Annotated in this window: 19 protein-coding genes; 15 read left to right on the forward strand and 4 right to left on the reverse strand. The window is 56.4% G+C overall.

The features are described 5' to 3' along the window. Positions 1-4 precede the first annotated feature (4 nt). The 3 genes from HB631_RS07030 to HB631_RS07040 form a co-directional block, all read right to left on the reverse strand. The gene (locus HB631_RS07030) at positions 5-1564 is read right to left on the reverse strand and encodes an ABC transporter substrate-binding protein (RefSeq protein ID WP_213990430.1); all 1560 of its coding nucleotides are present in this window, start codon (positions 1562-1564) and stop codon (positions 5-7) included. A 95-nt stretch (positions 1565-1659) separates the two neighbouring features. Then, positions 1660-3624 carry a hydantoinase B/oxoprolinase family protein gene (locus tag HB631_RS07035; RefSeq protein WP_213990431.1) on the reverse strand — a complete coding sequence of 655 codons (1965 nt, stop codon included), beginning with the start codon at positions 3622-3624 and terminating at the stop codon, positions 1660-1662. A gap of 1 nt (position 3625) precedes the next feature. Next, entirely contained in the window at positions 3626-5677 is a 2052-nt protein-coding gene (locus HB631_RS07040) for a hydantoinase/oxoprolinase family protein (RefSeq protein ID WP_213990432.1), read from the reverse strand. A gap of 489 nt (positions 5678-6166) precedes the next feature. Here HB631_RS07040 and hutC point away from each other — a divergent pair, with 489 nt between their 5' ends. The 7 genes from hutC (at position 6167) to HB631_RS07075 (ending at position 12402) form a co-directional block, all read left to right on the forward strand. After that, a complete protein-coding gene (hutC, locus tag HB631_RS07045) occupies positions 6167-6973 on the forward strand; it encodes a histidine utilization repressor (protein WP_213990433.1) in 807 nt (268 codons plus the stop codon). Between the two features lie 511 nt (positions 6974-7484). After that, positions 7485-8327, forward strand: coding sequence for an ABC transporter substrate-binding protein (locus tag HB631_RS07050; protein WP_213990434.1), 843 nt, complete (start codon positions 7485-7487; stop codon positions 8325-8327). 34 nt (positions 8328-8361) lie between these two features. After that, complete coding sequence (locus HB631_RS07055) at positions 8362-9159, forward strand: amino acid ABC transporter permease (protein ID WP_213990435.1); 798 nt, start codon at positions 8362-8364, stop codon at positions 9157-9159. 43 nt (positions 9160-9202) lie between these two features. Beyond that, positions 9203-9943: an amino acid ABC transporter ATP-binding protein gene (locus tag HB631_RS07060; RefSeq protein ID WP_255556866.1), complete on the forward strand. Its 741-nt coding sequence runs from the start codon at positions 9203-9205 to the stop codon at positions 9941-9943. A gap of 55 nt (positions 9944-9998) precedes the next feature. Then, the gene (locus tag HB631_RS07065; RefSeq protein WP_213990437.1) at positions 9999-10958 is read left to right on the forward strand and encodes a hypothetical protein; all 960 of its coding nucleotides are present in this window, start codon (positions 9999-10001) and stop codon (positions 10956-10958) included. 292 nt (positions 10959-11250) lie between these two features. Continuing rightward, positions 11251-12147 (forward strand): phytanoyl-CoA dioxygenase family protein, encoded by an 897-nt coding sequence (locus tag HB631_RS07070; protein WP_213990438.1) that lies wholly within the window; start codon positions 11251-11253, stop codon positions 12145-12147. A 6-nt stretch (positions 12148-12153) separates the two neighbouring features. Then, a complete protein-coding gene (locus HB631_RS07075) occupies positions 12154-12402 on the forward strand; it encodes a hypothetical protein (RefSeq protein WP_213990439.1) in 249 nt (82 codons plus the stop codon). 399 nt (positions 12403-12801) lie between these two features. Here the strand turns inward: HB631_RS07075 and queG are convergent, their stop codons facing one another. After that, positions 12802-13941, reverse strand: coding sequence for a tRNA epoxyqueuosine(34) reductase QueG (gene queG / locus HB631_RS07080; RefSeq protein ID WP_213990440.1), 1140 nt, complete (start codon positions 13939-13941; stop codon positions 12802-12804). Between queG and nnr the strand changes: the two genes are divergently transcribed. The 8 genes from nnr (at position 13940) to hflK (ending at position 23724) form a co-directional block, all read left to right on the forward strand. After that, positions 13940-15454, forward strand: coding sequence for a bifunctional ADP-dependent NAD(P)H-hydrate dehydratase/NAD(P)H-hydrate epimerase (gene nnr, locus HB631_RS07085; RefSeq protein WP_213990441.1), 1515 nt, complete (start codon positions 13940-13942; stop codon positions 15452-15454). The two genes, queG and nnr, sit on opposite strands and share 2 nt — an antisense overlap. A gap of 22 nt (positions 15455-15476) precedes the next feature. Next, complete coding sequence (gene tsaE / locus HB631_RS07090; protein ID WP_213990442.1) at positions 15477-15956, forward strand: tRNA (adenosine(37)-N6)-threonylcarbamoyltransferase complex ATPase subunit type 1 TsaE; 480 nt, start codon at positions 15477-15479, stop codon at positions 15954-15956. Continuing rightward, a complete protein-coding gene (gene amiB, locus HB631_RS07095) occupies positions 15953-17551 on the forward strand; it encodes an N-acetylmuramoyl-L-alanine amidase AmiB (protein WP_213990443.1) in 1599 nt (532 codons plus the stop codon). Before tsaE ends, amiB begins: the two co-directional genes overlap by 4 nt. A gap of 105 nt (positions 17552-17656) precedes the next feature. Next, complete coding sequence (gene mutL, locus HB631_RS07100; protein WP_213990444.1) at positions 17657-19663, forward strand: DNA mismatch repair endonuclease MutL; 2007 nt, start codon at positions 17657-17659, stop codon at positions 19661-19663. Then, positions 19656-20597, forward strand: a complete 942-nt coding sequence (miaA, locus tag HB631_RS07105; protein WP_213990445.1) for a tRNA (adenosine(37)-N6)-dimethylallyltransferase MiaA — start codon at positions 19656-19658, stop codon at positions 20595-20597. The genes mutL and miaA overlap by 8 nt, the downstream gene beginning before the upstream one ends. Before the next feature lie 112 nt (positions 20598-20709). Beyond that, the gene (hfq, locus tag HB631_RS07110; protein WP_213990446.1) at positions 20710-21027 is read left to right on the forward strand and encodes an RNA chaperone Hfq; all 318 of its coding nucleotides are present in this window, start codon (positions 20710-20712) and stop codon (positions 21025-21027) included. Between the two features lie 97 nt (positions 21028-21124). Continuing rightward, complete coding sequence (gene hflX / locus HB631_RS07115) at positions 21125-22405, forward strand: ribosome rescue GTPase HflX (protein WP_213990447.1); 1281 nt, start codon at positions 21125-21127, stop codon at positions 22403-22405. A gap of 56 nt (positions 22406-22461) precedes the next feature. Next, positions 22462-23724, forward strand: coding sequence for an FtsH protease activity modulator HflK (hflK, locus tag HB631_RS07120; protein WP_213990448.1), 1263 nt, complete (start codon positions 22462-22464; stop codon positions 23722-23724).

Below are 23724 nucleotides of genomic sequence, written 5' to 3' on the forward strand. Positions count from 1 at the left end.
CCTGTTATTTTGCCACCAAATCATCGACGCGTACCCAGTCATCGCCCCGTACTTTCCAACTGAACTTATTGGATGTGGCGTAGGTGAGGGGCTGGTTGAACAAAAATACCACCGGGGCCTGATCACGCATCCGTTCCGTCGCCTGCTGATAAAAGACCAGACGCTTTTGCTTGTCCACCGTAGAGCGGGCTTTCAGCACCAAATTCGCAAACACCGGGTCTTTCCAGTAGGCGCCGGGATCGGTGGGCAGATAGAGCCCCAGCAGGCCGTCGGCATCAAGGGTCGGCCAGGCCTGGCCCAGGAAAGACGCTTGTCCCATATCGCCGCGGGTATAGGCATTGGACCAGTTGGCGTATTCCATCTCCTTGATTTTGACATCCAGCCCCACATCCTGCAGCTGGGCGGCGATGATCTGGCCGATTTCCTGGCTCAGCAGATAGCGTCCCAGGGGGACCTGCAGTTCAAATGATATGGGCTGCGGCAGGCCCGATTGGGCAATCAGCTGCCGGGCTTTGGCCGGGTCGTAGGGATAGGGCTGCAGTTTATCGTTGTAGCCGAAGTACATGGGTGACAGCAACTGGCCCTTGCTCATGGCCCCGTGGCCGTTATAAATGGCATCGATAATAGACTGGCGGTCAATGGCGTAATTCATCGCCTGGCGTAATTTCAGGTTATCGGCGAAGGGCTTTTTCAGGCTGTTGAGCTTGATTATCATGGCGCGGCTGCTTTCGCCCCAGCCGGCATGGGCCACGTTGCTTTTATTGATTCGGTCGATATCCGTGGGAGGGATGTCCAGCGCCAAATCAAGCTCGCCGGACAGCAGCGCCGAAACCCGTACAGCCGGTTCGCTGATCATGCGAAAAATCACCTGGTCATGGGCGGCTTTCTGGCCGAAATAGTGTGGGTTGGGGGTTAACGTCACCCGTTCCCCCGGCACGTACTGCGCCAGTTGGTAAGGCCCGCTGCCCATGGCCTCGCGGCTGGGATCATGGGCGGCGGTCCAGGTGGGCTCCATCAGAAAAAACATGCTGAGCTGGGCAATCAATCCCGGGAAGGGGGCGCTGGTGACGATTTTCACTTCGTCGGGGGCGACCACATCCACACTTTCAATCAGGCTATACCACTCTTTCACCCGGGTTTTATGGTTGGGATCGAGCAAATGGTCAAAATTCCATTTCACCACCGCCGCATCCAAGGGTTTGCCGTTGGTAAACATGATGCCGGGGCGCAGCTTGATATCCCAGGTACGATCGTCAAGCGCTTTCCAGGATACCGCCGTCACGCCGGTAATGCTCAGGTCGGCGTTGCGCACCACCAGGGGGGTATAGATATGGCTGATCACGCTTAAATCCGTCTGCACCACCGTGGCCTGCTGGGGATCGAGGGTGGTCAGCCCGGCGGAAAGGGCGATGTTCACCGTATCCGCCAGCGCGCGCACCGGCACGGCGCTGCTCATCATCAAGGCGAAAACGCAGCCCCACATTGTTGATCTACGCGCGCTTGATTTACGCACTTCCGATTGACGAATCGGCGCTAACAAGACTTGCCTTAGCAGATGACGCATGTTTGGTCTCCAACAAGAGAAAACATCATGATAAAATTATAAAAAACCATTTTTATAACGTTTCGCCCCGAGAGACGGGCAGGGCTTTACCGCAATCAATGCATCTTCAGGTACTGCAACTCTTCGCTCATCACCCGGTTCATCAACTGTATATCCACCGGCCGGTTCTCCGCCGTCAGGCGCTTGATCACCGCCAGGCGCAGCTGATGGCGTACGCCCCGTTCCTGCTGTAACAGGCCGGTGGCCAAGGCGGCGCGGATTTCCCGCGGCCAGACTGCATCCAGCTGATCCCGCGAGCTGCCCATCGTCACCCGGCTTTGGTCGGGGACATGTCCGGCCCGCAGCCTGTCAGTGGCAACGTGATCAAGGTGTCCTTGATCATCCACTACTACGCCGTAGCTGCTCCTGGCGTTAAAGGGCGTAACCAGCCCGCGGCGCACATCCCGCTCAATAAGCGCCGGGTCGCGCAGATAGGGATCGCCGAAGCCGCCCCCCGAGGGGGAGGTCAGGCGGACCACATCATGGCGTTTCATCTTCAATACATCGATTTTGCCCAGGTTGCGTTCATCGTCGGTGCCGGGATTGAGCACCACCGATCCCAAATGGCCGCACTGCCCGCCGCGGGCGCCCCAGGGGCGGAAATAAAAGCGATTCATGCCCCGCACCGTCATCACCGCCTCCGGCCCGGTATTCTCCAACTCCAGGGCAATGGCGGCGCCGCTCTGCCAGCGGCCGGGAGCCTGGCTGTCGGTAACCAGGGCGTAGCGCTTGACCCTTATCACCGTTTCGGCTTCGATAACTTCGGCGGGCACGGTGCGCAGATAGCCGGAGCGGGAATCCACCCCGTCTGTCCCGTCGATGCCGAAGCGTCCGCCGCCGCCGCCGCACAGAGGATTGATCACGCTGACGCGGTTGCCGTCGCCGCGGGGATCTTTGGCGGAGACGACAATCACCCCCGACATGCCGGGGCCGGCGGCGGTGAGTCCATCCGGCAGCGCGGCGTTCAGGCAGCCCAGAATCACGTCATAGACCCGCGTACTGGTGGTGACGCGGGAACCGCCGGCCGCCGGGAATTCGGCATTGATGATGGTCCCCCGCGGGGCGATGACCTCCAGCGCCCGCAGCAAACCGGAATTACGCGGTGCTTCCGGCTCCAGGGTCAAAATGTAGTAGATAAACGCCTGTAGCGTATAAGGATGGGCGCGGGCGCCGTTGACATAATTAAAGGCCGCCGCCACCTGCGGGTCGGTGCCGCTGAAGTCGAAGACAATATGCTCGTCGCCGACGCGCATCACGGCGTTGATGTGAATAAAATCCCCATCCGTCATGCCTTCGATATAATCCGCAAAGGGGTAGTCCCCGTTGGGGATGCGGCGGATAACCCCGCGGGTTTTCACCTCGGACAGGGCCAGGGACGCTTCCATTCCCGCCCGCACCTGGTGGATGCCATAGCGCAGGCATAATTGATTCAGCCGGTTATCCATACTGGTCAGGGCGGAGATCATGGCCTGGAAATCCCCCCACAGCTCGTCGGCAATGCGGCTGTTATCGATAAAAATGTTGCGAATGGCGGTATCCAGCTGGCCGCGCTTGTAGAGCTTGGTGGGCCTGACCCGCAGTCCTTCCTGGAATACCTCGGTAAAGGCCGGTGAAATACTGCCCGGCACCGCGCCGCCGATATCGGAGGCGTGGACAAACGACCAGGCCAGGGCGATGAGCTCATCGCCGAAAAAAATCGGCCGCACCATGGAGACATCCATGATATGCGTCACCATGCCGTCGGTGCTGAACGGATCGTTGGTAATGATGCAGTCCCCCGGTTCCAGATTCGCCAAACCGATGCCCGCGAGTCCGCCGGATACCGACAGGCCGATGAAGGCGTTCACGCCGGAATGGCTGGGATAGGCGAAGACTTCCCCTTGAGGCGTGGCCAGCGCGCACTGGAAATCCTGCACCAGCTTGACAAAGGTGGTATGGGCGGTGCGATACAAGGTAACCGACGCTTCTTCAACGATGGCATTAAAGCGATTATTCATGATAACGGTTTGTATGGGATCCACTTCAATGCTCCTGCGTCAGAAGAATGGCGCCGTCGGGCCGCACCCGGGCGGTGAAATGCGGTGGAACCAGTAATGTCGCATCGCTCTGGCTGATGATGCCGGGGCCGGATACCTCCGCCCCGACGCCGAGTTCGGCCCGCGCATAGACCGGGCAATGGTCAAAATGCGCGGCGCCGATTTGCAACTGCCGATAGTCGCAGGGGCTCGGGGCGGCAACGGGTTTCAACTCCGCCGGCGTATGGATTTCCGGCGTCGCCAGCGCGCCGCGGATACGCACCCGCAGCTCGATAAATTCCACCAACCCCTGGGGATCGGCATGGGCATGCAAACGCAGATGTTCGCTGTGAAAGGCGGACACGGCCATCTCGGTGGTCATCTGTCCGGGGGCGCCGGCGGCGATTTTCACCGGGATCTGAAAAGACTGGCCGCGATAGCGCAGATCCGCCCAGTACTCCAGCACGACGGTGTTGATATTGGCCGCGTCGGTCTGTCGCGCCAGCCACGCGCCGGCCTCATTCTGCAAGGCGGTGAACACCCGCCGTAACCGGGCGGTGTCCATGGCTCCCTGTTGCACAATGGCCACCTGGTCGTGTGTCAGCTCCGCCACCACGCCTCCCACGGCGCAAAAGACCGATGGGGTGTTGGGCACAATAATGTAGGGGATGCCGATTTCCGCCGCCAGCAGCGGTCCGTGGATGGCGCCGTTACCGCCGAACGTCACCAGGGTCACATCCTGCGGATCGACGCCGTGGCGGGCCAGATAGGGCAAAACGCTGGCCACCATGTTGGAGGTGGCGATGGAAATCGCGGCGCTGGCCGCGCCGGTAACGGTCTCTCCCATGCGTTGGGCCAGCGGCATAAACGCCCGATGGGCCGCCTCCCGGTCCAAGGCCATGGCACCGCCGAGAAAGGTGTCGGCGGACAGATAGCCGCACAGCAGATAGGCATCGGTGACGGTGGGCCTGGCTCCGCCCCGACCGAAACAGGCGGGGCCGGGCCAGGCGCCGGCGCTCATCGGGCCGATGCGAAATACCGGTCCGTCAAAGCGGCCTATGGAACCGCCCCCCGCCCCGATAGCTTCAATACCGGTCACCGGCATGGTGAGCGGAAATTCGCCGACCTCGGTTTGATCCACCACCGCCGCCATGCCATCGCGAATCAGTGAGATATCGGTACTGGTGCCGCCCATATCCATGGTCAGATAGTGCCGTTCCGGCGCGGACCGGGTCATCAGCTGCGCCGCCGTGACCCCGGAAGCCGGGCCGGAAAGCAGGGTATGCACCGGAAAGCTACGCGCTTCCCGCGCCGACATGGCGCCGCCGTTGGAACGGGTAATAAACAGCTGCACATGCCGCAGGCGGCTGGTGAGATAGGATTCAATCTGCTGTAAATAGGAAGACATGCAGGGTTTGACATAGACATTCAGCAACGCATTAATGGCCCGTTCATACTCTCCCGGACGCGGCCAGACTTCGCTTGACAGGCAAACATCCAGCTCCGGCGCCAGCCGCTTGATCATGTCGCGGGTTTGCTGTTCATGGGCCGGATTCTGGTAACTGTTCATAAAGGCGACGGCGATACCGGTGATGCCGGCGGCGCGCACCTGTTCCACGGCACGGGCCACCGAATCCGCCGACAGCGGTTCAACGATACCGCCGTCCGCCGCCAGACGCTCCCCGATTTCAAAGACCTGATGCCGTTCAATCAGCGGCAGTCTGCGGGTGCCCAGCAGATTGGTGGGATCGATCAGGCGCAGCCGCTGTAATTCCAGGATATCGCGAAATCCTTGGGTGACCAGCAGGGCTACCGGCGGCTGTGAGCGCTCAATCACCGCATTGGTGCTGACGGTGGTTCCGTGCATGACCACTACCGGCTCTTCCGGGGTAATGGCCAGTTCCGTCAGCAGTTTTTCAAACCCATCCTGAAAACCCTTGGCGAAATGCGGCGGCGTGGAAGGGACCTTGAAGGATTGCCATTGCTCCTGTCGTCCGCCGCTGCGCCAGACGACGAAATCGGTGAATGTTCCGCCGATATCAACCCCTATTCTTATCATCCTGTTCACCCGTTCTTCGCGGTTCCGCTAAGCCTGCAGGAAGGCCATCAGGAAAAGCTGGTTTTTATTGATTGGTATATACCTTATAATAAAGATAGGGGAAGTAAAGCCCGAACGGACGAAAATAATGGCGACCTGCATAGGATAATCCTATGGTAAATACGCGCTAAAACAGGCAATTATTTTTGGGCGAAGGGCTTTACGGCCGGCGCAAGGGGATATCTTATTTTGTATATACATAAAAATAGCGGGTGTTAGCGGACGTTGTTGAATAAGAAAAAGAGATGCCTGACCCGACTAAAAGCCTGCGCTGTGAACCGCCTGACAACGGATAAAAGTGGTAGGATGTTTCACCATCAGCTGAAGTAACGCATGACGTGCCGGTCTGGCGCGGACGTTGAGCTTTAGCAAAAGGGCACTGGTTTGGTTGACTCTATTCGCTTATCATTTGTATATACATATATTACAAGCCATTGAAAAAGGGACATTATGGACCAAAATAGACCCAATACGACCAAAGCGTCACTGTCGGAACCCGAGTTCAAGAGCGAAACCATCAGGCGCGTCCGGGTCAAACCTTTGCCGATTCATCAGAGTATTCAAAGCGATATCAAAAATAAAATTCTGAGCAATGAGTGGCATCCCGGCGATCGTGTCCCTACGGAACAGGCGTTGATGGAGATCTATAACTGCTCCCGCATGACGGTAAACAAGGCGCTTTCAACGCTGGTGGCGGCGGGGATGATTGTACGCAAGCGCAGGAAAGGCTCCTTTGTGGCGATGCCGAGGGTGGAAGAACCGCTGTTGGCTATTCAGGATATCCGCGCCGAGGTGCTGGCAACCGACGGTATGTATAGCTTTACGCTGCTGTATCGCGGCATTCGTACCATCACCGATGCGGTGGAAGCCACCCATATCGGTATCCCCGTCAATGCGCGCATGTTATGCATTGATGTGATGCATTACGCCGATAATCTGCCGTTCGCCCTGGAAGCACGCCAGATAAATCTGGCGGTGGTGCCCGAAGCGGCGGAAGAGGAATTTACCGATATTCCGCCGGGAAGCTGGTTACTGAGCAATATCCCCTGGTCCGAAGGCGAACACTCCTTGCGCGCCATTTCCGCCGACGATGTGCTGGCCAGGCAATTATCCGTCTCCCCAGGCACCGCCTGTATCTCCATTGCGCGCCGAACCTGGCTGTCGGGTGAATTGATCACGTTTGTGCGTCTTATCTATCCCGGCGAGCGGCACCGCTTTCTGGTGCGCTTCGGGCCCGGCCCGAACCCGGCCCAATAGACGGTGGTCAAGGTTATCCCGGGAGCAACGGTTTAAGAACCTCGGCCGGGGCCCGGCGAGTTGCCAGCGGGTCGATGGCGAGCATGCATCATTGCTTTGCAGAGGCTCGATTAGCGGGATAACTGACGCCTTATTCCCGATAGCCGCTCATTTTCCCCGTTCCACCGCTTCCCCGTAGCCTCCCGCCATCCCACATCCTCCGCCATATTGCCTATTGTCCGGCTCTTTTCCGCTGATTCCGCCGGGATCTCGCATTGAATATTCGTCATACATAGATAGGTACAGATATGAAATATTCATTTATTTAGATATATATCAATAATTTAAATAAATTTATGGCAGTTTTTTTGATTTTTAACCATACAATAATCTTATTTGTATATACATATATTGACGACCGGCCAAGCGGGCTGTATGTTGCTGATAATGAGTTACGGAAGTGTTAATCGCCAGGATGCCATTCTCATAAAACAATCGTTATAAATGCGAACAAGATCTGCGGGAGAATAGGGTGGCTAAAAAACAATTGATAATCGGCGCGGCGCTGTGCATGTCGCTGTCCATGGCATCACAATTCGCATTTTCAGCGGTAACCGCCCCGGCGGATATTAAAGCCAAGGGGCAGCTGACTTTTTGTTCCGACCTGGAAAACCCGCCCGCCGAAGGCATGGCGGAGGACGGTAAGACCCCCAGCGGCGTCGCGGTGGATATCATGAACGCGCTGGGTCCCTTGATGGGAGTCAAAACGCATATTGATAACTATCAATTTTCCGGCATCTTTGCCGCATTGGACACAGGCAAATGCGATCTGGTGATGGCAAGCCTGGGTAAAACCCCGGAACGCGCCCAACGCTACGGGCTGATTGATTACTGGCGGGTGAAATCCGGACTGCTGGTGACCAAGGGTAATCCGCTTAAGTTCCACACCTTTGAAGATCTCTCCGGGCGGCGGGTGGCCGCATTGCTGGGCAGCCGCAACGAAACGGTGGTTAAACAGTTCAGCGACCAGTTGGTTAAAGAAGGCAGACCCGGCATTACCCTGGTCTCCCTGGGCACCAATGTCGCCGCCTTCCGTGATTTGATGCTGGGACGGGCGGACGCCATGGTGGGTGATAATGTGGTGATCAATTTCTACATGTCCAAAGCGCCGAATAAATTTCAGACCGTGGACATGCCGGTGCCCGCCAAGACCTGGGTCATCGCCACGCTCAAAAACAATACCCCCCTGCGACAGGCCGTTCAGGCCGGTATAGATGAATTGAACGCATCCGGGGCAATGACGAAAATCGTTAAAAAATGGGGTATCGAGAATGGCGTCGACCTCTGTACCAGCAGCCACCCCTGTGCTGATTAAGCGGTCATGACATTCGTTCGGTGAGGAAAACAACGTGTTTACACATATTCAGCTGCAATTCAATACGGGTTTTTTCCTTAATTTTGTGTTTCATCCACAACCCGTTTTATTGGAAGGGCTGGTATTGACCGTTATTGCCGCCATCGTCGCTCAAGTCATCGGCATGGCGCTGGGCATATTGCTGGCGGTAGCCGGAATGAGCCGCTTTTTAATGTTCCGGTCATTGAACCAGCTTTATATCTGGTTTTTTCGCGGCACCCCGGTATTGGTTCAGCTGGTATTGATCTATTTCGGTCTGCCGTATTTATTGGGCTTTGATCTCTTTCCGGCAGAATTAACCCTGGGGCCGCTGGCAGTTTCCGGCGCGCTGGTTGCAGGTATATTCTCATTTGGCCTGCATGAGGCCGCCTATATGAGCGAGATTACCCGCTCGGGAATTATTTCCATCGACCAGGGCCAATCGGAAGCGGCCAAAGCGCTGGGTATGACCCCTGGATTATTGATGCGAAAAATCATTTTGCCGCAAACTATCCCGGTCATATTTCCCGCCTTGGGCAACCAATTTAATAACATGCTTAAAACCACCGCGTTGTTAAGTATTATCGGCGTGTCGGAAATGTTCCGCGTCGCTGAGCAGCTGCAGGCGGCGACATTTATGACCTTCGAAGTCTATTTGGGCGTGTCGGTATACTATTTATTGTTGACCGCCGCCTGGACACTTATTCAGATGTTGCTGGAAAGAAATATGAGCCGGCATTTATCAGCAAAAAATGTCAAACGTCGCAAAACCACATCAACAAATCAGCTGGTGGAGTTGGCCGATGAGTCATAGCGAATTGTCTACGCCGTCCGATGCGGTGGTTTGTCGGGATGTAATGAAATTCTATGGCGATACGCCGGTTTTGCGCCATGTGTCGTTAACGGTGAAAACCGGTGAAACATTAGTGATTATCGGCCCGTCGGGCTCCGGTAAAACCACGCTGATTCGCTGTATCAATCACCTGGAAAAAATCCAGCAAGGCACGATTCATGTAGGAGGCAGCCTGATTGGTTACCGGTTGAAGAACGACCGGCTGATTGAGGACAGCGAGAAAAATATCGCCATGCTGCGCCGCAGGATCGGCATGGTGTTTCAACGCTTTAATCTGTTCCCCCATATGACCGCCCTGGAGAATGTGATGCAGGCGCCGGTAAGCGTTTTGCATCAGGATAAGCAGCTGGCGGAACGCCGGGCGACCGAATTATTGGCCCGGGTCGGGCTGGAAGATAAGCTCATGCACTATCCCTCGCAATTATCCGGCGGCCAGCAGCAACGCGTCGCCATTGCCCGTGCATTGGCAATGAATCCGGAAGTGATGTTATTTGATGAACCCACCAGCGCCTTGGATCCGGAAATGGTGGGTGAAGTATTGAGCGTTATGCAGGGCCTGGCATCCCAAGGGATGACCATGATAGTCGTAACCCACGAAATGGAGTTCGCCCGCAATGTCGCCGACCAGGTGGTGATTATGGACGGCGGCGAGATTATTGAAAAAGGACCACCGCAAAAAATATTCACCGCGCCGGATAATCCCCGTACGAAAATATTTTTGAATAAAGTTTTGCATAAAATATGACGGCGTCGGACGGCAGGTAAAAAGACCATGAAGTAATGACTGATGAGGAAAGATAATGGGACGTTTGATCGATATTAGCTGGCCATCCCTGGGTGTGACCGTGGTGGCTGAATTAAATGATGAAAAAAACCCGGAGCTGTGTGAAGAGTTCTGGCAACATTTGCCGTTTAAAATTTTGCAGGCGCATCCGGTGGTATCGGGCGCGTCCATGTATGCCTGGACGCCGATTGTCAGCAGCGCGCCGGTGCATCACCGTGAATTGATAACCGATTGCCCGGTGGGGCGGCTGCGTTATTCCCAGTCAACCGGCAATAAAATGTCCATCCAGTACGGCGTGGGATTGGAACCGCTGGCACAACCGGTGCTGGGACAGGTACTGCAAGAATATTGCCATTTGTTGCCCGATGTGGGTAAGGCGGTGTGGAATAATCTTTTCTGGCAAAAGGATTTATTGTTCGTTGAAGTCTCGGCCCATGATAAACAGGCCCACCCCGGCGTGCCGAAAGCCGTTAATGTGACCTCCGAGGTGGCGAAAACCTTTTTAGCCGAAGCCGAACGCATCGCGTTAACCGAACCTGAGGATCTGCGGGACATTCGCCTGGGTCGCGTGGAATCAACCGGTACCTACGGACAATACTTTACCGCCTGGGATTTCGCCAACGGCATGCTGCGTGATTATATTATGTATACCATGTATCCGTTGCTGACCTTGAGCAAAAGCCTGTCCCTTGAGGACTTTTCCACAACATTAAATGAATTTGATGTGCCTTACTCCAGCTACCTTGGCGTCAGCGGATTATATAAGCTGGAAGAGTTCGCCGGTTTGTTGCGCCCCGCCATCGCCGCGGCGAAAAGTAAAGAAGAAGTCCAGGAATTGCTGCGGGCATTCCTGAAGTACGGCAATCGGCTGTGCGCCTGGTCTTATCAATATTTCCCCTGGTATCTCGGCATGTTTTATAATCGCCAGTTGGGCGGCCAGGAATTCCCGGGTCGTTGGAATCCGGAAAAGGTCTGAATATAAAATATTAGCGGAAAATTATTCCGATATACGAGCTTGTTGACAAAGTGCCCGGTCGAGACAGGCTGCCAGATCGTAAACACGCCGTGAACCCCTCCCTGGGGGCTCGATCCGCGCCGTCCCTGGCGCGGACGGTTTACTCTTCTGGCAGCCTGTCCCTCCTTATTAACTCCGAGTACGTTTGTCAGCAGTCTGATAGCGCGGAATATACCCGACATACTTCTGGTTGCAGGCGCGGTGGCTTTCCCGCAATTTGAATTATCCAGGGTATATTTCCCATGGAGATACGATGATTGATATTTCCCCCGATGACAAAGAGGCATTCGCACGGGACGGCGCGGTTATTATCCATGGCGCGTTCTCCCGCCGCTGGCTGGATATCGTTGAACAGGGCATAAGTGATAATATCGCGTCTCCCAGCGATCACGGCCGTTATACCGACCCCGACACCAAGACATTTTTTCAGGACAGCGACAACTGGCGGCGCATCGCGCCCTTCCAGGATTTTGTCTTTCATTCGCCGGCGAAAGAGATTGCCGCCGCCCTGATGGGATCGTCCAAAATCAATTTCCTGCACGACCATGTACTGTCCAAATCACCCGGCGCGTCGCAACGTACGCTCTGGCACCAGGATCAACCCTACAGCCCGGTGGACGGCAAGGATTTTTGCACTCTTTGGCTGCCCATTGACGCGGTGGCCAATGAAACCGCGCTGGAATTCGTTGCCGGTTCCCACCGCTGGGGAAAATGGTTCCGTCCGCAGGTGTTCGCCACCGGCGAGCTGCGTTCCGGCGATAATGAACAATGGGAAATCCTGCCGGATATTGAAGGGCGTCGCGACGACTACCGCATCCTTCGCTGGTCGCTGGAGCCCGGCGACTGTCTGGTGTTTCACGGCTTGACGCTGCATGGCGCCGCCGGCAATTTTACCCCGCTGCCGCGACGGGTGCTGTCCACGCGCTGGACCGGTGACGACGCGGTGTTTCGACGCCGTAGCGGGAAGATGTCTCCCCCCGAGCCGGCCCGAGACGGTCCGGGAAACGGCGGTGGGTTGGACTGCCCGGCATTCCCGGTGGTCTGGCGGGCCGGCGATAACATTCCTCAGGGTATGGATAAGTATGCCCTCGAGTCCGGGCAAGGGAGATTGTCGGGTTCTTCCGGCAGTAGGGTAACGCCGGAGTGTTGACAAGCCATGGCGCCTCCTGTTGAAAAAAAAACATTAGGGCTCGTTAATCTTAACGTTGCCGACACCCCTCATGTCGGTGACTTGCGACTCATAAATTCTTATGAGGGAGATTATGTTTTCGGCCTTGGCGCAATGTTGATTTTTACGCTACGCTTGTTGACTAAACAGCAGGGCTGCTTATGTTTTAGCGGCGCATTACCCTTGTTGCAAATTTTTGCCATGTTTTTATGCAAATCCGGCTTGCCTGCGGTATGAAACTGAAGGATAATGCCCTCCCCGGTTTTATTGGCCTTGGAAAACCCCCACGCTTTCAAGGGAGTAGGCCGACAATAAAAGTATGCCTTCATGGGATGGTACTAAGAAATATCCTATTGACAATCTTAATGCTATTTTATGCCTTAACGATTGTCCGCACTGATCAAAAATAGGTTTTAAACAGACTTATCCACAGTTCTACTAGGCAATAATATTTTTTCCAAAATCGTGATGGCGGCTACATAAGATTTTAGCGCGTTGTAATGTAGACGGTTTTTTTTGAAAAAAACTTTTTGTGTATTGCTTGTCTTTTTTGTGTCAGTTGATTGTCAAAGGTTTTTTTATTTTATCCACAGACAGATATTCTCTTGCGTGCCAGCAGTTTTCAAACGCACATTTTCAGGCATCGCGCACCAATCCTTTTTCAATTGCATTAATCAATCGCCGTTGTCCAGCCGACTGCACGTTAACCGTTGCGGCTTCCCTCTGTTGCCATTGTTGCTTTATCGCCCAGGTAATATGTTTATCCAATAGGGCATCTTCACCCAGACGTTCTTGCAGACCAAGGACGATGCTTTCCTCATAAGGCGCGTTGCCCAAGGCAACGGAGATGTTGCGCAACCATCGCCAGTGGCCGATCCGGCGTATGGGTGAGCCCTCCGTGGCGCGCAAAAACGTGGCTTCATCCCATTTGAACAGAACCAGCAGTTCCGGAGAATGCAGCGCCGCGCGCGGACTGAAGTCCTTTTCGTCGGTTAATGAAGAAAAACGATTCCACGGGCAAATCAGCTGGCAGTCATCGCAACCATAGATTCGATTGCCGATAAGCGGGCGCAGTGCCTCGGGGATTTCCCCCGGCAGTTCAATGGTGAGGTAGGAGATACAGCGGCGTGCGTCGACGGTATAGGGCGCGACAATGGCCCCGGTGGGGCAAGCGGTCATGCAGGCGACACAGCGTCCGCACTGATCCTGCTGCGGCTGGTCCACGGGCAGGGGTAAATCAATGAGCAATTCGCCGAGAAAGAACCAGGACCCGGCTTCCCGGTTTAGTATAAGTGAGTGTTTACCTACCCAGCCGATCCCGGCCTTGGCCGCCAGCGGACGTTCCATTATCGGCGCCGAGTCTACAAAGGGGCGAAATTGAACCTCTTGGCACCATTCGCGAATTTTATTGCCCAACTGTTGAAGTCGATGACGCAATACCTTGTGATAGTCGCGTCCCAGCGCATAACGACTAACATAACCTAAGCGGGGATTTTTCAATGTGCGGGCAAAGGCGGCATTGGCGGGCAGGTAATTCATTCTGACGCTGATGACGCGCAGGGTGCCGGGCAGGAGTTCCTGCGGGCGGGCGCGCAGCATACCGTGGCGGGCCATCCACTCCATATCACCGTGATAATGATTGTCCAGCCAGGCTTGCAGCTCGGGTTCATGGGCGGCAAGATCGGTATCGCAGATACCGACCTGTTGAAAACCGAGTGCCAGTCCCCACTGCTTGATGAGCCGGGCTAATTCTATCAGATCGAAAGGGTATGACATGGCGGACCGTATGAATAAGACAAGCAATGCAAGTTTACCACATACAGCCTATTCCGCGGAATGGCTGAGGGGATGGGAAGGGGAGGCGGCCAAACTGGCCGGCCTGTCGCTGTATCAATTGATGGAACAGGCCGGTGCCGCCGCCTTGCGCACCCTGGACTGGTGTTATCCCTTTGCCCGCAGCTACCTGATCTTGGCCGGGCACGGCAATAACGGCGGTGACGGGTATGTGGTGGCCCGTCTGGCCGCGGCGCAGGGCAAAGCGGTGACGGTAATAGAGTGTCCGGGTCAGCGACCGTTGCCCGATGAAGCACGGCAGGCCCGGCAGGCGTGGCTGGACGCCGGCGGTAGCCTGAGCGGCGTCGACGAAGCCTGGCCGCCACAGGTGGATGTGATTGTTGACGGCCTGCTGGGTACCGGCCTGCGGGACGCGCCGCGAGAACCCTATATCGGTCTTATCCACAAGGCCAACGCCCATGCCGCGCCGGTGGTTTCACTCGACCTTCCCTCGGGGTTGAACGCCGATACCGGCGCGACGCCGTCGGTGGTCATCAAGGCGGCGCACACCGTCACGTTTATCGCGTTAAAACCCGGCTTGCTCACCGGCAAGGCTCGCAGCGTCACCGGTAGGCTACACTATGACGATCTGGGACTGGGGCACTGGTTGCAACAACAAACCCCCGTGCTGGAACGGCTGACCGCCGCCCAGCTGACCCGCTGGCTGCAGCCGCGCGATCCCTGCGCCCATAAAGGAGACAATGGCCGTTTAGTGATTATCGGCGGCGATCGCGGGTTATCCGGCGCCATCCGCATGACCGGTGAGGCGGCGTTGCGCGCCGGCGCGGGCTTGGTGCGAGTGCTCACTCGCGAGGAAAATGTGGGCTCTCTGCTCACCGCACGGCCGGAGCTCATGGTAGAGCCTTTGAATGACCAGTCGCTGCGCCAGGGCCTGGAATGGGCGGATGTCATTGTGATAGGACCGGGGCTGGGGCAGTCGGAGTGGGGAAAAAATGCGCTGCGCATCGCGGAAAATTACGATAAACCCATGTTATGGGACGCCGATGCGCTGAACTTGCTGGCAATAAATCCGCAGAAACGTCACAATCGTATCGTCACACCCCATCCAGGTGAGGCCGCACGCTTGCTGAACAGCAAAGTCGGCGTGGTGGAAAGTGACCGCTTCCTTGCTGCTGCAAATATCGCAAAACGTTATGGCGGCGTGGTGGTGCTCAAAGGCGCCGGCACGCTGATTACCGATGCCGGGGGGCAAACGGCCATTGCCGATGTGGGCAATGCCGGCATGGCCTCAGGGGGCATGGGCGATCTGCTCTCGGGTATCATCGGCGGTTTGCTGGCGCAAAAGCTCTCGTTATATGATGCTGCGTGCGCCGGCTGTGTTATCCACGGTGCGACCGCCGATTGGCTGGCGGCTGTAAAAGGCACGCGGGGCATGCTGGCCACGGATTTATTGCCCGCGTTATACCGATTTGTTAATCCTGAACGTAGCGCCTAAAAAGCAGAAATAGAAATCAGACATGGAAAAATGTGTACTACCTTTGCCGGACGAAACGGCAACCATCGCATTAGGGGCTGCTCTAGCCACTGCCTGCCCACAATCATGCGTGATTTATCTTTATGGGGATTTGGGTGCCGGTAAAACCACGCTCTGTCGTGGTTTTCTGCGTGCGTTGGGATACCAGGGCAATGTGAAAAGTCCCACTTATACTCTGGTAGAGCCTTATGATCTGCCGTCCGGAACCGTTTATCATTTTGATCTTTACCGGCTCCTTGATGCGGAAGAGCTTGAATTCATGGGCGTGCGCGATTATTTCCGGCAAGACACCCTGTGTCTGGTGGAGTGGCCGCAGAAGGGCGAAGGCATCCTGCCGGATGCCGATATCGCGCTGACGCTCGCCTATACGGCAACGGGCAGGCAGGCTCAGGTGGAACCCCGGTCCGCAAAGGCCACCGGGATAGTGGCGCAGTTGGCGTCATGGCGGGAATCCCATAAATGATACTTAAAATCAGGATGGTTTTGGTTATCGTTTTATTGTGTCTGACAGGTCGGGTTGTCGCGGCAAATCTTACCGATATCAATGTGACCAACGGCGCAGAGCAATCTACGGTCACCCTGGGTTTCGGCGAACAGCCGGTTTACGCCTTTTTCTCGCTGCACGATCCTGAGCGGGTGGTGGTGGATGTCCGTCAGAGCATGCCGCCGCAAGGATTGCCTCTGGACTTCAACGGCCAGAATATCATCCGGCGCATTCGTACCAGCCAGGCTCCCGATGCCCAGAGTATCCGCCTGGTGTTTGATCTGACCCGGAAATCCCGGGCACGGGCCGCCATTGAGCAGAGCAACGGGCATTATAACGTGGTGGTCACGGTGACTTCCCCCCGTCCCGCCAACACCGCCCGTATCAGCCGTGCGGTGCCCGAACCCGCGCCGAGGGCGGCCTCATCATCGAGAAATCAAATCAATGCCTTGCCGGTGGAAGACAATCCGCTGTTGACCCATAATGCCCGTCCGCCGCGCCGGGCCGTGGCCCAAAGCGATCAGGTGGTGGTGGCTATCGATGCCGGGCACGGCGGGCAGGATCCCGGTGCAATCGGGCAAAACGGTTTGATGGAGAAAAATGTCACCATTGCCATTGCCCGTCGATTGAAAGGACTGTTGGACCAGGACCCGATGTTCAGGCCGGCGTTAACCCGTGACGGCGATTATTTCATTTCGGTTATGGGGCGCTCGGATGTGGCCCGCAAGCAGGGCGCCAGCGTCCTGGTGTCCATCCATGCGGATGCGGCGCCCAATCGCAGCGCCACCGGCGCGTCGGTATGGGTATTGTCCAACCGCCGGGCCAACAGCGAAATGGCCAACTGGCTGGAGCAACATGAGAAACAATCGGAGCTGTTGGGCGGGGCGGGAGACCTGTTGGCCAATAGTTCATCGGATCCGTACCTCAGCCAGGCGGTGCTGGATTTGCAATTCGGCCATTCACAGCGGGTCGGCTACGATGTTGCCACCCGTGTGTTAAGACAGCTGCGCAACGTGGGTTCGCTGCATAAAACCCGGCCGGAATACGCCAGTCTCGGCGTGTTGCGTTCTCCGGATATTCCTTCTTTATTGGTGGAAACCGGCTTTATCAGTAATGCCAACGAAGAACGGCTGTTGGGCAGCGGGGCGTACCAGGACAAAATAGCCCAGGCCATTTATCTGGGCTTGCGCGCCTATTTCTCGGCGCACCCGCTGCAAAACGGCCCCAAAATGGAAAATCGTCCGCAGGGTATCGCCTCGGCGGCGGATGCTGGCGCCAGCGGCGCCCAGGCAGTGTCGCAATCCACCGCCGGCGTGGTGCCCGCCGACCCTCCGGGCCGTCATATGCCGCCGGCGGCCGCCAGCCGTCATGTAGTCCAGCGCGGCGAGACGCTGTCGGGCATAGCCAGCCGCTACGGCGTGAGCATGGCGGCGCTGCGTGAGCTCAATCATCTGAAAAGGGACGTTGTATGGGTCGGTCAGCGGCTTAAAATCCCCGCCGGGGCGGCGGAGCAACGGACCCAGGCGGCGCGGATGCGTAAATCTTCCGCCACGGTGCGTGATTCCGCCAAATAGGGTGTCAAAAATGATAGGATCGGGGGCGTGGGAAAAACACAAAAAACGTCCTGTCGGGACAGACCCTGATTTTTCACCCGTTTAACACTGAGGATATTCGCCGCCATGCCTATCCGGGTACTGCCGCCACAGCTCGCCAATCAGATCGCCGCCGGTGAGGTGGTCGAACGGCCCGCGTCGGTGGTGAAGGAATTGGTGGAGAACAGTCTGGACGCGGGCGCGACGCGTATCGATATCGAGATAGAACGGGCCGGCAGCCGTCTTATCCGCATCAGGGATAACGGTTGCGGCATCGGCAAGGATGACCTGGCGCTGGCGCTGGCACGCCACGCCACCAGTAAAATCGCCACGTTGGACGATCTCGAGGCTATTATCAGCCTGGGATTTCGCGGAGAAGCGCTCGCCAGTATCAGTTCGGTCTCGCGGCTGACCCTGACCTCGCGTACCGAAGCGCAAACCGAAGCATGGCAGTCCTACGCCGAAGGCCGCGATATGGCTGTGACCCTCAAACCGGCGGCACATCCGGTGGGCTCAACGGTGGAAGTGCTGGATCTGTTTTACAATACGCCGGCTCGCCGTAAGTTCATGCGCACCGAGAAAACAGAGTTTGCGCATATTGACGAAGTGGTAAAACGCATCGCGCTGGCGCGCTTTGATGTGACCTTCACCTTGCAGCATAACGGTAAACCGGTTCGCCAATATCGCGGGGTGACGCAGGAAAGCCAGAATTTGCGGCGCTTAAGCAGCCTGTGCGGACCGGCCTTCGTGCAGAAGGCCCTGGAGGTCTCCTGGCAACACGGCGATCTCCGTATTCGCGGCTGGGTGGCGGATCCCGCCGCAACGGGCGAACTGCCTGAAATGCAATATTGTTATGTCAATCAACGGATGATGCGCGACAAGCTGATTAATCACGCCATTCGCCAAGCGTATCAGGAACAATTGTCCGACGTGGCGCAGCCGGCGTTTGTGCTTTATCTCGAGGTGGATCCTCATCAGGTGGATGTGAATGTCCATCCCACCAAGCAGGAAGTCCGGTTTCACCAGTCGCGTCTGGTGCATGATTTTATCTACCAGGCGGTGATTGCCGTCATTCAACGGTCGGACAAGCCGGAATTGCCTTTAACCGCCGATGTCGCCGCCCCGCACCGGGTGCCGGAAAATCGCGTCGCGGCGGGGAAAAACCTTTTTGACCATCCCTCGTCGCCGCATCCGGTTCCGCCATCCGGCGCGGATAAGCCGATGCAGGCCCGGCAATACAACCCGTTGTCCGATAGCGGTCGCGGAAGCGTCGGCAAGATGCCCGCGCGATATAAGCTGGCGTCCGGTATTGAAGGCGGGAACGACGGCGAGCTGTTGCAGGCGGCGCAATATAAGCCGTCATCCGGAATTGACCGGGTTAACGGCGGCGAGCCGGGGTCCCGGTCCGGCCAGATGCGTGAACGGGCTGCCGATTACCATGCCGGCGCCGGGTATCAAAAGAAAGAGGGCGAACTTTACCGGCGCCTGATTCAACCCGCTCCGTCCGCATCAACAGCCGGGGCGGCCGCCGGCGACGATGTCCAGAGTTTCGGCCGGGTGCTTACCGTTTACCCGCCTTGCTTCGCCCTGGTTGAATTCCGCCAACGCCTGGCGCTGATTTCGTTACCGGTGGCGGAGCGCTGTCTGAAACAAAAACAGCTTACCCCGGACGGCGAGGCGTTACGGGCGCAGCCGCTGCTTATTCCCCTGCGCTTAACGCTTAAGGAACCGGAGGCGGAGGCGTTCCGCCGGCACCAGCCGTTATTGGAAGAACTGGGGATTCAGTTACAGGTTAATCAGCGGCAGGCAACGGTAAATGGCGTACCTTTACCATTACGCCAACAAAATTTACAAAACTTGATTCCCGAACTGTTAGGCTATCTGTCAGATAGAGAAATCATCACCTGTAATGAAATCGCTGCCTGGATTGCCCGCCAGTTGAACAGTGAAGAGCGTGCCTGGAGCCTTTCCCAGGCCATACAGTTACTCGCCGAGGTCGAGCGGCTTTGCCCTCAGTGGGTAAAAGCCCCGCCCGGAGAGCTTTTGGTGTTACTTGATCTTGAGGCCGCCATTGAGGCCCTGAACCATGACTGACGTTACCGATACGCCTCTGCCGCAGGCTATTTTCCTTATGGGGCCCACCGCTTCGGGTAAAACCGGTCTGGGGATAGCACTTCGCCGGCGATTACCGGTGGAGATTATCAGCGTCGATTCGGCGTTGATCTATCGCGGTATGGATATCGGCACGGCAAAGCCCGGTAAAGACGAACTGGCGATGGCGCCGCACCGCTTGATTGATATCCGGGATCCGGAGCAGGCCTATTCGGCTGCGGATTTCAGCCGTGATGCGCTGGCCGCCATGGCAGACATCACCGCGGCGGGACGTGTGCCGTTATTGGTAGGTGGAACGATGCTCTACTTCAAGGCGCTTCTGGAGGGTTTATCCCCCTTGCCCCCAGCGGACCCTGAAGTGCGGGAGCGTATTCTGCGGGATGCACAGAACAAAGGATGGGAGGTATTGCACCGTCTATTGCAGGAGATTGATCCCGTGTCGGCGGTTCGTATTCATCCGAATGATCCCCAGAGACTCTCCAGAGCACTGGAAGTTTTTTTCGTTTCAGGTAAAACTCTTACGGAACTGACTAAAACTTCAGGTGAAGCCTTGCCGTACCGTGTTCACCAGTTTGCGATTGCGCCAGAAAATCGCCAGCTGTTGCACCAGCGTATCGAGCAACGTTTTCATCAGATGTTGGCGGCCGGTTTTGAGCAGGAAGCCAGGGTACTTTTCCTGCGGGGTGGTTTGCATAAGGATCTGCCGTCCATCCGGAGCGTTGGTTATCGCCAGATGTGGTCATATTTATCGGGTGAAATCGATTACGATGAAATGATATATCGCGGGATATGTGCAACCCGGCAGTTGGCCAAGCGTCAAATGACGTGGTTACGCGGCTGGCCTTCAGTTCACTGGCTCGATAGTGACAAGCCCCTCGCTGCTTTAGACAAGGTATTACAGGTTGTTAGTGCATAGGTTGGGTGATTGTGTACAATTGGTAAGTACTGAACGCGCTTTTTTTTACATCGTTTATTTTAGAGCCACATGGTTCTTGTTACAAACAACAAGCACATAAGGAAAAGATAGAATGGCTAAGGGGCAATCTTTGCAAGATCCGTTCTTGAACGCATTGCGTCGGGAAAGGGTTCCGGTTTCTATTTATTTGGTGAATGGTATCAAATTGCAGGGCCAGATTGAGTCATTTGACCAGTTCGTCATTTTGTTAAAAAACACGGTTAGTCAGATGGTTTATAAGCATGCCATTTCTACTGTAGTACCATCGCGTGCGGTGTCGCATCACAATAACAATCCGGCAACAAGTAGTAGCAGTAGTGCCAGCAATTACCATCATGGCAGCAATCCTTCGGCGCCTGCGCAGCCGTTGGAAACTGATGACGTCGAATAAGGCGCATCCGGCTTGACCATTTCGCGGTGCTTTAGCGTGTATTTCGGCGCTAAGGCTCCGTTATAACTGCGGTTTATCCGTTTGAGAGGTTGTACGCTTGTTTGACCGTTATGATACCGGTGAGCAGGCCATACTGGTTCACATTTTTTTCTCGCAAGACAAAGACATGGAAGATCTTCAGGAGTTTGAATCGCTGGTGTCTTCCGCCGGGGTGGAAGCGTTGCATGTTATAACCGGGAGCCGCAAGGCCCCACACCCCAAGTATTTTGTCGGAGAAGGAAAAGCTGAAGAAATCGCGGAAGCGGTTAAAACCAGTGGTGCGTCTGTCGTACTTTTCGATCATGCATTATCTCCGGCTCAAGAGCGCAATCTCGAGAGCTTATGCCAATGCCGGGTCATTGATCGTACCGGGCTGATTTTGGATATCTTCGCACAGCGTGCTCGTACCCATGAGGGTAAATTGCAGGTGGAGCTGGCTCAGTTGCGCCATCTTGCCACGCGTCTGGTGCGGGGATGGACCCATCTTGAGCGGCAGAAAGGCGGTATAGGTATGCGCGGGCCGGGTGAAACCCAGCTTGAAACCGACCGCCGTCTGTTACGCAACCGGATTACCCTGATACTTTCCCGTCTCGAACGGGTGGAAAAACAGCGGGAGCAAGGACGCCGGGCCAGGAATCGCGCCGACGTTCCCACGGTATCGCTGGTAGGCTATACCAATGCCGGTAAATCCACACTGTTCAACCGGCTTACCCAAGCGGAAGTGTATGTCGCCGATCAGCTGTTCGCCACGCTGGACCCGACCCTCCGGCGCATCGAAGTCGGCGATGTGGGCGACACGGTTCTGGCGGATACCGTAGGTTTTATCCGGCATTTGCCCCATGACCTGGTGGCGGCGTTTAAAGCCACCTTGCAAGAGACGCGTGAAGCCACGCTGTTGCTGCATATCGTCGATGCTCAGGATAGCCGCGGCCAGGAAAATATCGCCGCGGTGGATATGGTGTTGGAAGAAATCGAAGCGGACGATGTGCCGGTCCTGCTGATCATGAATAAAATTGATATGCTGGATGATTTTGTTGCGCGTATCGATCGAGACGAGGATAACTTACCGGTACGAGTATGGCTGTCCGCCGAAACCGGAGAAGGGATCCCGTTGCTTTTCCAGGCGCTGACCGAACGCTTGTCGGGTGAGATTGCGCAGCATGAGCTGCGTTTGCCCCCGCAGGCCGGACGTTTACGCAGCCGTTTTTACCAGCTTCAGGCAATTGAAAAAGAATGGATTGAGGACGACGGCAGCGTCGGACTGCTGGTCAGATTGCCGCTCATCGATTGGCGTCGCCTGTGCAAGCAAGAGAATGAGTTGGTGGACTATCTTGTCTGATCGTCCTTTGGGACTCAAAGCCTGAAGAAAACACATTAAGAATATGGAGCTAAAACATGGCGTGGAATCAGCCCGGTAATAACGGACATGACCGCGACCCGTGGGGGAGCAGCAATAATAGCGGCAACTCTGGCGGAAATAATAATAAAGGCGGGCGTGAACAAGGACCTCCAGATTTGGACGATATCTTCCGTAAGCTCAGTAAAAAAATAAGCGGGTTTGGCGGAGGCAATAAAAACCCGGAGGGTACCGGCGGGACCAAGAGTCCCGGCCATGGCGGGCGTTACATCGGACTGGCCGCGGTGGTGGTGGTGGCGATTTGGGCCGGCAGCGGCTTCTATACCATTAAAGAAGCGGAACGCGGTGTGGTCACGCGCTTCGGAAAATTCGACCGGCTGGTGCAGCCGGGCCTGAACTGGAAACCCACTTTTGTCGATCATGTCATTGCGGTCAACGTTGAGTCGGTCCGCGAGCTGGCGGCCTCGGGTATCATGCTCACCGCCGATGAAAATGTGGTGCGCGTGGAAATGAACGTGCAGTACCGCGTCACCGACCCGGAACGCTATCTGTTCAGCGTGACCGATGCGGATGACAGCCTGCGCCAGGCCACCGACAGCGCCTTGCGGGGCGTTATCGGCAAGTACACCATGGATCGCATCCTGACCGAAGGACGTACCGTGGTGCGCAGCGATACGCAGCGGGTATTGGAAGAAACCATCCATCCTTACGATATGGGCATCACGCTGCTGGATGTGAACTTCCAGGCGGCGCGTCCCCCTGATGAAGTGAAGGCCGCGTTTGATGATGCCATCGCCGCCCGGGAAAACGAACAGCAGTATATTCGTGAGGCCGAGGCGTATGCCAACGAGGTTCAGCCGCGGGCTAACGGCCAGGCGCAGCGTATCCTTGAAGAAGGTCGCGCCTACCGCACCCGTACCGTGCTGGAAGCGCAGGGTGAAGTACAGCGCTTCGCCAAATTGCTGCCTGAATACAAAGCCGCGCCGGAGATTACCCGCCAGCGTTTGTATATCGACTCGATGGAGCGGTTATTAAGCCATACGCGTAAAATCCTGGTAAACGACAACAAGGGCGGCAACAACGTGATGGTACTGCCGTTGGATCAGATGCTGCGCAATGCCCCGGCGCCGTCGAACGTTCCCAAGGATACCTCCACGGATAGCCTGTTGCGGCTACCGGCCCTTTCCACCGGCGGAACGGTGGAACCCGCGCCTGCGGATATCGGCACTTCCGGTTCCATCATGGATCAGCGCAAAGCGAACGCCCAGCGTGACGATACCACTCGCGTAGGGAGGGACTAA

The organism is Sodalis sp. dw_96 (assembly GCF_018449575.1).
GTDB lineage: Bacteria > Pseudomonadota > Gammaproteobacteria > Enterobacterales > Enterobacteriaceae > Acerihabitans.

Excerpts from the sequence above, each read along its gene's own strand:
- HB631_RS07070 (WP_213990438.1), top strand. The coding sequence starts at position 11,251 with ATGATTGATATTTCCCCCGATGACAAAGAGGCATTCGCACGGGACGGC.
- hutC (WP_213990433.1), top strand. The coding sequence starts at position 6,167 with ATGGACCAAAATAGACCCAATACGACCAAAGCGTCACTGTCGGAACCC.
- miaA (WP_213990445.1), top strand. The coding sequence starts at position 19,656 with ATGACTGACGTTACCGATACGCCTCTGCCGCAGGCTATTTTCCTTATG.
- HB631_RS07075 (WP_213990439.1), top strand. The coding sequence starts at position 12,154 with ATGGCGCCTCCTGTTGAAAAAAAAACATTAGGGCTCGTTAATCTTAAC.
- HB631_RS07030 (WP_213990430.1), bottom strand. The coding sequence starts at position 1,564 with ATGCGTCATCTGCTAAGGCAAGTCTTGTTAGCGCCGATTCGTCAATCG.
- tsaE (WP_213990442.1), top strand. The coding sequence starts at position 15,477 with ATGGAAAAATGTGTACTACCTTTGCCGGACGAAACGGCAACCATCGCA.
- amiB (WP_213990443.1), top strand. The coding sequence starts at position 15,953 with ATGATACTTAAAATCAGGATGGTTTTGGTTATCGTTTTATTGTGTCTG.
- HB631_RS07060 (WP_255556866.1), top strand. The coding sequence starts at position 9,203 with ATGAAATTCTATGGCGATACGCCGGTTTTGCGCCATGTGTCGTTAACG.
- queG (WP_213990440.1), bottom strand. The coding sequence starts at position 13,941 with ATGTCATACCCTTTCGATCTGATAGAATTAGCCCGGCTCATCAAGCAG.
- HB631_RS07040 (WP_213990432.1), bottom strand. The coding sequence starts at position 5,677 with ATGATAAGAATAGGGGTTGATATCGGCGGAACATTCACCGATTTCGTC.
- hfq (WP_213990446.1), top strand. The coding sequence starts at position 20,710 with ATGGCTAAGGGGCAATCTTTGCAAGATCCGTTCTTGAACGCATTGCGT.
- HB631_RS07065 (WP_213990437.1), top strand. The coding sequence starts at position 9,999 with ATGGGACGTTTGATCGATATTAGCTGGCCATCCCTGGGTGTGACCGTG.
- hflK (WP_213990448.1), top strand. The coding sequence starts at position 22,462 with ATGGCGTGGAATCAGCCCGGTAATAACGGACATGACCGCGACCCGTGG.
- mutL (WP_213990444.1), top strand. The coding sequence starts at position 17,657 with ATGCCTATCCGGGTACTGCCGCCACAGCTCGCCAATCAGATCGCCGCC.
- nnr (WP_213990441.1), top strand. The coding sequence starts at position 13,940 with ATGGCGGACCGTATGAATAAGACAAGCAATGCAAGTTTACCACATACA.